Annotated in this window: 12 protein-coding genes; 1 reads left to right on the forward strand and 11 read right to left on the reverse strand. The window is 75.3% G+C overall.

Annotated features, from left to right (window positions below; genetic code table 11):
- Positions 1 to 19 precede the first annotated feature (19 nt).
- Positions 20 to 898, forward strand: coding sequence for an HAD family hydrolase (locus GCE86_RS22790; RefSeq protein WP_154228819.1), 879 nt, complete (start codon positions 20 to 22; stop codon positions 896 to 898).
- A gap of 15 nt (positions 899 to 913) precedes the next feature.
- Here the strand turns inward: GCE86_RS22790 and GCE86_RS22795 are convergent, their stop codons facing one another.
- From GCE86_RS22795 to GCE86_RS22845, 11 genes are all read right to left on the reverse strand, one after another.
- Positions 914 to 1,771, reverse strand: coding sequence for a lysophospholipid acyltransferase family protein (locus GCE86_RS22795; RefSeq protein WP_154230630.1), 858 nt, complete (start codon positions 1,769 to 1,771; stop codon positions 914 to 916).
- A 329-nt stretch (positions 1,772 to 2,100) separates the two neighbouring features.
- Positions 2,101 to 3,174, reverse strand: coding sequence for an NAD-dependent epimerase/dehydratase family protein (locus GCE86_RS22800; protein WP_154228820.1), 1,074 nt, complete (start codon positions 3,172 to 3,174; stop codon positions 2,101 to 2,103).
- A gap of 120 nt (positions 3,175 to 3,294) precedes the next feature.
- A complete protein-coding gene (locus GCE86_RS22805; protein ID WP_007465623.1) occupies positions 3,295 to 3,396 on the reverse strand; it encodes a 30S ribosomal protein bS22 in 102 nt (33 codons plus the stop codon).
- A 220-nt stretch (positions 3,397 to 3,616) separates the two neighbouring features.
- Positions 3,617 to 3,826 (reverse strand): helix-turn-helix domain-containing protein, encoded by a 210-nt coding sequence (locus GCE86_RS22810; RefSeq protein ID WP_046564428.1) that lies wholly within the window; start codon positions 3,824 to 3,826, stop codon positions 3,617 to 3,619.
- A gap of 188 nt (positions 3,827 to 4,014) precedes the next feature.
- Positions 4,015 to 5,199 (reverse strand): ABC transporter permease, encoded by a 1,185-nt coding sequence (locus GCE86_RS22815; protein WP_154228821.1) that lies wholly within the window; start codon positions 5,197 to 5,199, stop codon positions 4,015 to 4,017.
- Positions 5,196 to 6,065, reverse strand: a complete 870-nt coding sequence (locus tag GCE86_RS22820) for an ABC transporter ATP-binding protein (RefSeq protein WP_154228822.1) — start codon at positions 6,063 to 6,065, stop codon at positions 5,196 to 5,198. The genes GCE86_RS22815 and GCE86_RS22820 overlap by 4 nt, the downstream gene beginning before the upstream one ends.
- Positions 6,062 to 7,456, reverse strand: a complete 1,395-nt coding sequence (locus tag GCE86_RS22825; protein ID WP_154228823.1) for an efflux RND transporter periplasmic adaptor subunit — start codon at positions 7,454 to 7,456, stop codon at positions 6,062 to 6,064. The genes GCE86_RS22820 and GCE86_RS22825 overlap by 4 nt, the downstream gene beginning before the upstream one ends.
- A gap of 29 nt (positions 7,457 to 7,485) precedes the next feature.
- A complete protein-coding gene (locus tag GCE86_RS22830; RefSeq protein ID WP_154228824.1) occupies positions 7,486 to 9,054 on the reverse strand; it encodes a hypothetical protein in 1,569 nt (522 codons plus the stop codon).
- 823 nt (positions 9,055 to 9,877) lie between these two features.
- A complete protein-coding gene (locus tag GCE86_RS22835) occupies positions 9,878 to 10,213 on the reverse strand; it encodes a YrdB family protein (protein WP_091263035.1) in 336 nt (111 codons plus the stop codon).
- Entirely contained in the window at positions 10,210 to 10,779 is a 570-nt protein-coding gene (locus GCE86_RS22840; RefSeq protein WP_154228825.1) for a TetR-like C-terminal domain-containing protein, read from the reverse strand. Before GCE86_RS22840 ends, GCE86_RS22835 begins: the two co-directional genes overlap by 4 nt.
- On the reverse strand, positions 10,772 to 11,566 hold the full coding sequence (locus GCE86_RS22845; protein WP_154228826.1) for an alpha/beta fold hydrolase: 795 nt from the start codon (positions 11,564 to 11,566) through the stop codon (positions 10,772 to 10,774). Before GCE86_RS22845 ends, GCE86_RS22840 begins: the two co-directional genes overlap by 8 nt.
- Positions 11,567 to 11,616 lie beyond the last annotated feature (50 nt).

The raw sequence follows: 11,616 nt of genomic DNA on the forward strand, positions 1-11,616 counted from the left end.
TTGTCGAGGGGAGGTCGTCGTGACCCGGAGCCGGAAGGTGACGGTCAGCACCGACGTCCACGGGCACACCGCCGGCTGGTCGGAGACCCCGGAGGCACCCCCGGCCACCGCCACGCCCGACCCGAGGGCGGCGGCCTTCTTCGACGTCGACAACACGATGATGCAGGGCGCCTCGATCTACTGGTTCGCCCGCGGGCTGGCCGCCCGGAAGTACTTCACCACCGGTGACCTCGCCCGGTTCGCCTGGCAGCAGGCGAAGTTCCGGCTGCTCGCCACCGAGCACGCCGGGGACATGTCGCAGGCCAAGGAGGCGGCACTCGCCTTCATCGAGGGCTGGCGGGTGGACGACGTCGAACGCCTGACCGAGGAGATCTTCGACGAGCTGATGGCGCCGCGCATCTGGGCCGGCACCCGCAAGCTGGCCCAGCGCCACCTCGACGCGGGCGAGCGGGTCTGGCTGGTCAGCGCCGCCCCCGTGGAGATCGGCCGGGTCATCGCGACCCGGCTCGGCCTGACCGGGGCGATCGGCACGGTGGCCGAGGTGGTCGACGGGGCCTACACCGGCCGGCTGGTCGGCGAGCTGATGCACGGGCCGGCCAAGGCCGAGGCGATCACCCAGCTCGCCGCGGTGGAGGGGCTGGAGCTGAGCCGCTGCGCGGCCTACAGCGACTCCGCCAACGACCTGCCGATGCTCTCCACGGTGGGGCGCCCGGTGGCCGTGAACCCCGACCCGGCGTTGCTCCGCCGGGCCCGCGAGGGGGGCTGGGACGTCCGCGACTTCCGCACCGGGCGCCGGGCCGTGAAGATCGCCGTGCCGTCCACAGCCGCCGCGGGCCTGCTCGCCGGCGCGGTCACCGCCGGGCTGGCCCTGCACCGCCGCCGCCAGCGCGTCGACTGACGCGCCGGGCGCGGGTCAGGGGCCGAACGGGTCCGGGCGGCGTTCGAGGAGCCGGTGCAGGGTCTGCTGGATGGTCTCGCGCACCTGGTCGGCGAGGTTGAACACGACCAGCGGATCGTCGGCCGAGTCGCGCAGGTGCGCCGTCGGGATCGGCGGGCAGAACTCGATCAGCCACTTGCTCGGCAGCGGCACCATGCCCAGCGGCCCCAGCCAGGGGAAGGTCGGCGTGACCGGGAAGTAGGGCAGCTTGAGCAGCCGGGCCAGCGGCTTGATGTCGGCGAGCATCGGATAGATCTCCTCGCCGCCGACGATCGCCACCGGCACGATCGGCGTGCCCGTACGCAGCGCCGCCGAGACGAAGCCGCCCCGCCCGAAGCGCTGGAGCTTGTACCGGTCGGCGTAGAGCTTGCCGACGCCCTTGAAGCCCTCCGGGAAGACGCCGACCAGCTCACCGTTGCCGAGCAGCCGTTCCGCGTCGGGGTTGCAGGCCACCGTGCCGCCGGTCTTGCGCGCGATCTCGGAGACCACGGGCATCCGGAAGACCAGGTCGGCGCCGAGCAGCCGCAGGTAGCGGCGCGCCGGGTGCCGGTCGTGCAGCGCGGTGGCGAGCACCAGCGCGTCCAGCGCCACGGTGCCCGAGTGGTTGCCGACCACCAGGCCGGCCCCCTCGGCGGGCACGTTCTCGACGCCGCTGACCTCGGTGCGGAACCAGTCCCGGTAGAGCAGCCGGACCAGCGGGTGGAACACGGCGTCGGTCAGGTCCGGGTCGAAGCCGAACTCGTCCACCTCGTAGTCGCCGGCCAGCCGCCGCCGCAGGAACGCGAGCCCCTTGGCGACCTTCCGGTCCCAGTGGTCCCCCGGCCGGTCCGCCACCGCCGGCCCGGCCGGGGTCGCGTCGCCCGGGCGGTCCCCGGTCCTGGCGGGCTCGGCCGTCGCCTTCTTGGCGACCGCCTTCTTGGCTACGGCCTTCTTCGCCATGGGCTTCTTCGGAGCGTCGCCCGGCTCGCCCGTCCGCGGGGCGGGCGCCGGCTCGTCGGCGGACGTGTCCGGCTCGTCGCCGGCCGCCGGCGCCGCCGTCATCGCCGGCTCGGCGGCAGCCGCCGTGGCCCGCCGGTGCCCGTTGCGCCGCGCCGGCTCCGCGTCCGGCCCGGGCACGGTCAGCGGTACGTCGTAGCGCGCCTCGCCCCGCTCCTCGGCCCCGCTCACGAGCGCTCCCGCACGGCGGCCCGGACCTGCCGGATGCCCTCCAGCACCAACTGCTCGGCCGTGGCGAGCTGGTCCCGGGTCACGACCACGCCCCCGTGGTGGGCGCGGATGAAGTCGTCGAACGCGGCCGCGGTCGAGCGGGGCGTGAAGCCGTACTCGCGCTCCAGTCTCGTGGTGTCCACCACCCGACCGTGCACGAAAAGGTCGACCTGGTCCAATCCGTAGCGGCCGAAGCCCATGCTGCGGGCGATCGCGGCCACCCCGGCGAGGCCCGGCTCCAGCACCGGCATGGCGACCCGGCCGGCCCGGCGGATGGCCTGGGACAGCGAGAGCACCCCCGGCCCGGCGACGTTGTAGGTGCCGGCGTGCTCCTCGGCGACCGACCGGTGCAGCACCTCGAGGGCGTCGTCGAAGTGGACGAACTGCAGCCGCGGGTCGCGCCCGAAGACGGTGGGCACCACCGGTTGGGCGAAGTAGCGGGTGAGCGTGGTGTCGGCGGTCGAGCCGATGAACGGCGCGAAGCGCAGCACGGTCGCGGTGACGTCGGGCCGGCGGCGGCGGAACCCGCGGACGTACCCCTCGATGTCGAGGATGTCGCGGCCGAAACCGCCGCGCGGCACCTCGCGCGGCTCGGTCTCCTCGGTGAAGACGGCCGGGTCCCGGAACGACACCCCGTAGGCGGCGGTCGACGAGCGGACCACGAGCTTGCGCAGCCGGGGCGCCCGCTGGCAGGCGGCGAGGAGCTGCATGGTGCCGATGACGTTCTGCTCCTTCATCGCCGCCCGGCCGCCCTGCTGGGGATCGGGGGCGGTGACCAGCGCCAGGTGCACCACGGCGTCGACGTCGAGGTCGACCAGGAGCCCGCCGAGCGAGTCGAGGTCGAGGCGGACCCGCTCGACGCCGGACAGCAGGTCGGCGAGTTCGGGGTTGGGGCTGGCCGGGTCGACCCCGATGACGCGGTCGATGCGCGGGTCGGCGGCGAGCCGGGCGGCGACGTGCGCGCCGAGATAGCGGCCGACCCCGGTCACGACGACGACCCCCGGAGCACCAGGGGTGCCACCGGGGGTCATGCCGTGCGCCTCGTCCGGCAGGCGGGATCGAGCCGGGACGTCCGCGGCCTGATCACCTGAGCCTCCGGGGGTCGACAGAAGGCAAGTGGTGCCGGGTGCCGGGCCTGAGCCCGGCCCCGGTCACTTGCCGAGACGGCGACGCTGGACGCGGGTCTTGCGCAGCAGCTTGCGGTGCTTCTTCTTAGCCATGCGCTTGCGGCGCTTCTTGACCACCGAGCCCATACGACAGCCTTTCGATGCAACGTGCGGGGCGGACCGGCAGACACCACGGGGGGTGGTGTCGGTGACCGCTTGCGGACAACGGACCGGACCAGCGTGGTGGGCAGGGCACACCAGAGTGCGGTCACGGTCGGGGTCCAGGGTAGCCGGAGTGCGTCAGCAGGACCAACGCGCCCCCGTCGATGCCCGTTACGTCGCACTCGCCGGGCTGGCCGGCGACGTGTCAGGCGGTCTCCTGGAAGGCGCCCCGGAGGTATTCGTGCACGGCGTGCTCGGGCACCCGGAACGACCGGCCGACCCGCACGGCGGTCAGCTCACCGCTGTGCACGAGACGGTAGACCGTCATCTTGGACACCCGCATGACCGTCGCCACCTCGGCGACGGTCAGGAACCTGACATCCGACAGTCGAGCGTCGGACTGCGACCCGGCCATGGCTCACCGACCCATTCCCATGCCCGGCGCGTGCCGCCGGGCAGGTTGTTCCCGCCACGACGAGCGACGCGCGTGTTACCAGTACGGTAGCGGGGCCGCTGTGACCGGCGCGATCCCTTCCTTCCTTTGATCATGGAAGGGTCACCGTTGAGCTGGCGTTTTTCGCCCGGACGGGTGGCCCGTCCCGTTCACTCGGCGCGCAGCGCCACCACCGGGTCGAGCCGGCCGGCGCGCTGGGCGGGCACCACACCGAAGACGATGCCGACGGCCGCCGAGACCCCGAAGGCGAGCGCCAGCGACCACCAGGTGATCGCGGCCGGGATCGGCGAGACCGCGTCGACCAGCAACGCCGTGCCCACGCCGAGCGCCATCCCGGTCAGCCCGCCGATCGAGGTGAGCAGCACCGCCTCCAGCAGGAACTGGACGCCGATGTCCCGGGGTCGCGCGCCGACCGCCTTGCGCAGGCCGATCTCGCGGGTCCGCTCGCGCACCGAGACCAGCATGATGTTGGAGACGCCGACGCCCCCGACCAGCAGCGAGATACCCGCGATGGCGGCCAGCACCCCGGTGAGCACGCCGAGGATGTCACCGAGGACGCCGAGGATCTGCTGCTGGGTGACCGCACTGAACTCGGTGTCCGGGTGCCGGTGGGACAGCTCGGCCACGATGCGCTCGCCGAGCTGGTCGATCCGCTCCCGGTCGGGCGCCTTCACGGCGATGCCGTCGATCCGCTGGGTGCCCCAGAGCCGCTGCGCGGCGGTCACCGGGATGTGCACCTCGTCGTCCCGGTCCACGCCGAGGCTCTGCCCCAGGGGGGTGAACACGCCGATCACCCGGAACCGGACCCCGGCGAGGGTGACCTGCTGGCCGAGCGGGTCCCGGTCGGGGAAGAGCGCCCGGGCCACGGACGCGCCGAGCACCGCCACCCGGCGGCTGGTGTCCACGTCCGCGCCGGTGAGGTAGCGGCCGCGGGCCAGCGAGCGGGTGAAGACCGTCGGGGTGGTCTCCAGCACCCCCTGGACGGTGGTGAAGTCGGACCGGGTGCCGGCCCGGGCGGTCGCGCCGGAGGCGATGGTGACGGCCACCCGGCCCGGGTCGCCGACCACCCGGGAGACGGCGTCCACGTCCTTGAGGTCCAGCGGCGACACCACCGGGGCGGTGCCGACGTCGAGCTTGCCGGGCACCACGAGGAGCAGGTTCGAGCCGAGCCCTTCCACCTGCTGTTCGACCTTCTGCTTGGTGCCGGTGCCGATGGCCACCAGGAGCACCACCGAGGCGACCCCGATGATCACGCCGAGCATGGTCAGCGCGCTGCGCATCCGGTTGGCCCGCAGCGCGTCCAACGCCACCCGCCAGGCCTCGGCCAGCCTCACGCGGCACCCCCGGGCGCGCCCGGGCCGCCGTCCCGCGGAAGGCGTCCGGTGGCTCCGGTGGCGCCACCGGAGCCACCGGACGGGTGCCCCGGACCGCTTCCGGACGCGGACCGGGGCTCCGCGCTGGGAGCGGGGTCCAGTGTCTCAGGTCGACCGTCGCCGCCCGACAGCGGTCGATCATGAACGGTGTCGGACCGGATCAGCCCGTCCCGGACGGCGATCCGCCGGCGCGCCCGGGCCGCCACCTCCGGGTCGTGCGTCACCATGACGAGGGCCACACCCGACTCGGCGTTGAGCCGCTCCAACAGCTCCAGCACCGCCTCGCCGGTGGCGCTGTCCAGGTTGCCGGTGGGCTCGTCGGCGAGCAGCACCGCCGGGTCGGTGACCAGGGCCCGGGCGATCGCGACCCGCTGCTGCTCGCCGCCGGAGAGCTGGTTCGGGCGGTGCCCCAGCCGGTGGCCCAGGCCGACCCGGCCGAGCATCGCGGCGGCGCGTTCCCGCCGTTGCCGCGCCCCCACGCCCCGGTAGACCAGGGGCAGCGCCACGTTGTCCACGGCGGACGTACGGGGCAGCAGGTGGAACGCCTGGAAGACGAACCCGATGGTCTCGTTGCGCAGCGTGGCCAGCTCCGGCGCGGTCAGCGTCGCCACGTCCCGCCCACCGATCACCAGCCGGCCGCCGGTGGGCCGGTCCAACCCGCCGAGCAGGTGCATGAGCGTGGACTTGCCCGAGCCGGAGGGCCCGATCACCGCCACGTACTCGCCCTGCGCGATGGTGAGCGACACCCCGCGCAGCGCAGGCACCGACACGCCGTCCAGCTCGTACGTGCGGGACACGTCGACCGCCTCGACCGCGGCGACGGTCACCGGAGTTCCTGGCCGTCGTGGACCTGGTCGGCGCCGCGCACCACGATCCGGTCACCGGCGTGCACCCCGCTGACGATCTGCACGAGGTCCTGCCCCTGCACGCCCACGGTGACCGGCACCCGGTCGGCCCTCCCGTCCCGCAGCAGCCACACGGCGTCCCGCCCGTCCTCGGAGAAGACCGCCGAGGCGGGTACGGCCACCGCGTCGGCGGCCTCACGGACCCGGAGGTGGACGACCGCGTTCATGCCGGGCCGGGGCGTCGGGGCGCTCTCCCCCTCGCCGAGCCGCCCGGCGCCGAGGCCGAGGCGCACCCGGTAGGTGACCCCGCCCCGCGCCGAGCTGGTCGGCAGCACGTCCACCGAGCGGACCGTGGCGTCGTACGTCGCGCCGGTCACCGCGTCCAGCTCGACGGCGGCGGTCAGCCCGGCCCGGACCAGCAGCACGTCGGTCTCGTCCACCTCGGCGAGCAGGCCCAGCTGGCCGGTGTCCACGACGGTCAGCACCGGCGTGCCGGCGGTGACCCGGCCACCGGCCGGCACCGCGTCGTCCACCCCGGCGGGCGGGCCGCCCGACCCGGCCGAGCCCAGGGCCGACGGGTCGAGACCGGGCACCGCGCCACCGGCCGCGCCGAGCAGTCCACCGAGGTCGGCCGGGGTGGCCGCCCGGGTGCCGCCCGGCTGCACCACCCCGGCGACCGGTGCACGGAGGGTCAGCGCGTCGACCGTCGCCTTCGCCAGGTCGTACGCCTGCTGGGCCTGGAGGCGCTGCGCGGTCGACAGCGCGCCGACGGCGCTGTTCAGCCCGGCCACGCCGCGCTGCACGGCGTTGACCGCCCGGTCGGCGGCGCGGGCGGCCGACGCGTACTGCCGCTGCGCCGACTCGACCTGGAGCAGCAGCGCGGACCGCAGCCGCGGGTCGCCGATCTTCCCGGCGGCCTTGCGTGCGGCGGCGAACGCCTCGTCGGCGGCCCGGTCGGTGTCCCGCCGGCTGCCGCCCAGGTCGCCGGCGCCGACGCCCCGGCCGGCCCGCTTCGCGGCCCGCAGCGCCTCGCGGGCCTGCTTCAGCCGGGCCTCGGCGGACGGCGAGTCGATCACCGCGAGCACCTGCCCCCGGGCGACCCGCTGGCCGGGCTGGACGCGCAGGCTGGCCAGGGTGCCGTCGGCGGGGGCGGTGAGGGTGGCGGCGGCCCGGGCGGTCACCGTGGCCGGCGCGTCGATCACCTCGGCGACCGGCGAACGGCCCACCTCGGCCACGGTGACGGCGGGCGAGTCGTCGCCGCACGAGGCGGCGGTGGCGCCGGTCAGCGCGACGACGGCGAGCAGGGCGGTGCGGAGGCGACGGCGGCGGGCCGCGGGCAGCCGCGGCGAGGGGGTGCGGGCCACCTGGCCCATGCTACGACCCGTCGACCAGCGTCGACGTCTCAGCCGACGACCGCCCGGAGGTAGGCCACGCAGTCGTCGTGCAGCCCCGGCCAGGGCTCGCCGAACACCTCGTCGGCGGCCTCCGTCATCGGCCGGCGCTCGTGCAGCACGGCCCGGAAGAAGTCCAGCACCCGCTGCTCCCCGTACCGGTCGACCAGGTGGCGCACGGCCAGGTAGCCGATGCCGTAGGCCCCGCCCACCCGGTCGTCGGCCGCGTCGTCGGCCGGGGCGAGGGCGTCGAGCCGGCCGTTCCACCCGCCGCGGACGAGCTTGCGGACCTCGGCGAGGCCCTCGTAGCGGTCCACCGGCTGGCCGTCCGCGCCCGCGTACTCGGCCAGGCCCTCCACGAGCCACCAGCTCGACCGGTCCGCGTAGCCCCGGTCGGGCAGCGACGCCGCGTGCGTCAACTCGTGCCGGAGCAGGTCGTCGACGCCGGTCGGGGTGAGGCTCTGCGCGTTGAGCACGACATCGTGGTGCCCGCCGCCGACCCCGACCGCGTAACCGGCGGTCCACTTCGGCCGGCCGCCGCCGTACCAGCGCTGCCACTCGTTCCGGCCCGCGTAGTAGACGAGATAGCGGTCCGGGGGCGTGCCGCCCACCGCGTACAGGTCGGCGACCCGGGCCGCGGCCTCGGCCTGGGCGAGCAGTCCGGGCAGCTTGCCCCGCAACGCCGGCGTGGTGGCGACCACGGCCCGCTTCCCGACCGCCACGGCCAGGTCGCTGACCTCCCACGGCCGCGCGCCGGCCGGCGTCGCCCGGGACTCCTCGACCGCGGCCAGCCGGGGATCCCCGTCACCCGTCACCCGCCACCGGGTGCCCAGCTCGACGCTGCTCGGCGTGCAGCCCGGCACCACGAAGCAGTAGCCGACGGTCACCGTCAGCCGCCACTCCCCCGGCCGCCCGTCGACCGCCGCCGGCACCCCGCCCGCCGCCGGTCGCCACGCCGTGACCCGCAGCGCGCGCAGCGCGGCGTACCGCCGGGTGAGCGCCGGTCGCGCGGCCGGCTCGGCCACCGCGAGGAAGCCGGCCCGGTCACCGTCGAGCAGCGCGGCGGCCTGCCGGTCGAGCTGGGCCACCATCCGCTCGCGCAGCTGCCGCTCGGCCGGGGTGCCCCCGTCGTCCCGGCCCACCGCGGGCCGTCCGGCGGCGTCGCGCACGAGCCCCACCAGGAGTACGCCGGGAACACCGCACGCCACCAGCACGAGCACCAGCCCGAACACACCCCAGAGCCGCCACCGCCGCCGCGGGGCCGGAAGCTGCGGACCCTCGGCTCGTTCGTCGCCCTCAGCCGTTGTGGTGGCCTCAGCCGGCGTGGTGGCCTCAGCCGATCTGCTCGCCTTAGCCAGTGTGGTGGCCACAGCCGGTCTGGTCACCTCAGCCGGTGTGGTGGCCTCGGTTCGGTCGCCGTCGGCCGGTGGGGTGTGGTTCGGCGGGGCCGTCCTGCCCGTGGCGCTGTCGACGGCCGCAGACGGGTGGCCGGGCGGACCGTCGCCGTCCCGTGGCGCGGTGGCCGGCGGCTCGTCACCGCTCGACGCCGCGCCGGCGGGCTGCTGGTCACCGTCGGTCACCGGCGAAGGGTACGACCAATCGGGCCTTCCGGGAAGACTCCCCGCGCGCCCCAGAGCCGACTCTTGGTCGCGGCGCCTGTCGAGCTGATGTCACCGACGACTCAACCCGCGGTGTCCGTGCTGCCGCCCGTCGACCTGACGTAGCGGACGCGTGCAGGAGGTTCCCACGCACCACTCATCGGCCTGACACACCTGCCCTTGCCGCGGACCCTCCTGCACCGCCTGTCGAGCTGACATCGCAATCGACTCAGCCGCAGAACGACCCAAGCGGCCCGCAGCGACCTCCCGCGCCCGCCACACGCGACCACGCCCGACGCCCGCACCCGACGCCCGCACCCGACCCCCGCACCCGACCCCCGCACCCGACGCCCGACGCCCGCACCCGACCCCCGCACCCGACGCCCGACGCCCGCGCCTGACGCCCGACGCCCGCGCCCGCACCCGACGCCTGACGCCCGCGCCCGCACCCGACGCCTGCGCCCGGCGCCCGGGGCCTGGCGGCTGCGGGTGCGGGTGCGGCTGCGGGTGCGGGTGCGGCTGCGAGATCTTGGTAGGAAACGGCCCCCATAGGGGCCGAAATCGTCCAAGATCCAGGGAGGATCGTCCAAGATCCAGGAAGGGCGGGGTGGTGGGGCGCTGGTTGGCGGTTACCCGCTGCGCATGGGGGTTGTGAGCCGCGTGCGACATCAGGTCGACAGGCGACGGGAACCCGCAGTGCGACAAGGGCGGGGGTCACGGGTTCAGGCGTGAGTCGTTCCTGACGTCAGCTCGACAGGCGGGCGACCGGAGGCACCGGGGTGCCGCCCGGCAGCAATGCCACCGGTCAGATCTTCTCGCCGGAGAGGGTGAGCAGGGTCTTGTCGAGTGCCCACAGGGCCACCAGGACCGCGCCAGGAACCGGGCGCCCGGCCAGGGCGAGCAGCACCCCGCCGGTGACGAAGCAGGCGGCCTGCACGCCCAGCTTGGCGGGCGCCGGCAGCGTCACGCTGGCCCGGGGCGAGCAGAACAGTCCCCAGACCACGGCGATCACCAGCGGTGCGCCGAGGCCGGCGAGCAGCCGCACCGGCCAGCCGGCGTCGAGGGTGAAGCCCCACCAGCCGGCCGCCGCGAGCAGGGCCAGCTCCAGCAGGAAGATGAGCGTGAGCAGCAGGGCCTTCACCGGGTCCTCCAGTTGCGGTACGCGGTGTCCAGCGCGGCCACCATCTCGTCGAAGGAACGGTTGATGTCCCGGGGCAGCCCGAATCCGCCGGCCGCCTCGAGGGTGATGAAGCCGTGCACGGCGGCCCGGAACATCCTGGTGGCGTCGACGGCCGCGTCGCCGTCGAGGTCGTACCCCCGCAGGATCGCGTAGATGGCGCCGACGGCCCGTTCGGCGGCGGCGAGGTGCTCGGGGTCGTCGGGGTCCGGCGCCCGCTGGGTGGCCGGGTATCGGCCGGGGTGGCGGCGGGCGTACTCCCGGAAGGCGGTGGCGGCGGCGCGCAGCGCGTCGCCACCGGCCCGGCCCGCGGCGGCGGTGGTCAGCTCGGTGGCGACCTCCGCGGTGGCCAGCACGGACAGCTTCTGGTGCAGCGCGTCCACGCCCCGGACGTGCTTGTAGAGGCTGGGCAGCGCGACACCGAGGCGGGCGGCCAGCGCGGCCAGGGTGAGCCGGTCGTGGCCGACCTCGTCGGCGAGCACGGCCGCCTCACGGACCACGGTCTGCGGGGTGAGGCCGGCCCTAGGCACGGGCGGTCACCGCCAGGAACTCGGCCAGGTCGCCGGCGGTGGTCTCGGGCTGGTCGGCGTGCGGGTAGTGGCCGGAGTCGGCGATCATGCGCGCCTCGGCGGTGGCGAACTGGCGGCGGGCGGCCCGCGCCTCGGCGCCCGGGTCCGGGAAGTCCGGGTCCTTGGTGCCCATCAGCACCAGCACCGGCTGCCGCACCTCGCGGGCCCGCGCGGTCCAGTGCGGCTCGGCGGGCGCCACCACGCCGCGCACCGCGTCCATCCGGCCGCGCAGCTTCGCGACCATCTCCTTCCGGTACGCGGCGTCGTCGGCCGGCCGGCCGCACGGGAACAGGCTGCGGTGGAACATCCCGAACAGGCGCGGGCTGCGCAGCACGAGCGCCTGGACCGCGCGCAGCGCGGGGTTCGGCTTCGGCGGGGCGACGAACGGGCTGACCTGCACGATCCCGCTGACCAGCGCGGGGGCGTCGGCGGCGGCGAACACGACGGCGGCGGCGCTGGACGAGCTGCCGACCAGGGTGGCCGGGTCGCCGCCGAGCGCCCGCACCACGGCGAGCAGGTCGCCGCCCACCTCGGCGGGGGCGTAGCCGGGCCAGCGCGGGCTGGAGTCGCCGTGGCCGCGCACGTCGACCGACGCGACCCGGTAGCCGGCCGACACCAGCCGGGGCACCAGGTGGCGGAAGGTCGCCCGGTTCTCCCCCATGCCGTGGGCGAGGACCACGAGCGGCCCTTCCCCGTGCACCTCGTACGCGATCGTTCCGCCGTCCCGTGCCACCTGGCTAACAGTCATAGCCGTAAAGCTAATGCCATTAGCTTTACGGCGTCAAGACTTTCGTCAGC

Origin of the sequence: Micromonospora terminaliae, assembly GCF_009671205.1 — a bacterium.
In the GTDB taxonomy this organism is placed as follows: domain Bacteria; phylum Actinomycetota; class Actinomycetes; order Mycobacteriales; family Micromonosporaceae; genus Micromonospora; species Micromonospora terminaliae.

Excerpts from the sequence above, each read along its gene's own strand:
- GCE86_RS22800 (WP_154228820.1), bottom strand. The coding sequence starts at position 3,174 with ATGACCCCCGGTGGCACCCCTGGTGCTCCGGGGGTCGTCGTCGTGACC.
- GCE86_RS22810 (WP_046564428.1), bottom strand. The coding sequence starts at position 3,826 with ATGGCCGGGTCGCAGTCCGACGCTCGACTGTCGGATGTCAGGTTCCTG.
- GCE86_RS22845 (WP_154228826.1), bottom strand. The coding sequence starts at position 11,566 with ATGACTGTTAGCCAGGTGGCACGGGACGGCGGAACGATCGCGTACGAG.
- GCE86_RS22805 (WP_007465623.1), bottom strand. The coding sequence starts at position 3,396 with ATGGGCTCGGTGGTCAAGAAGCGCCGCAAGCGCATGGCTAAGAAGAAG.
- GCE86_RS22825 (WP_154228823.1), bottom strand. The coding sequence starts at position 7,456 with ATGGGCCAGGTGGCCCGCACCCCCTCGCCGCGGCTGCCCGCGGCCCGC.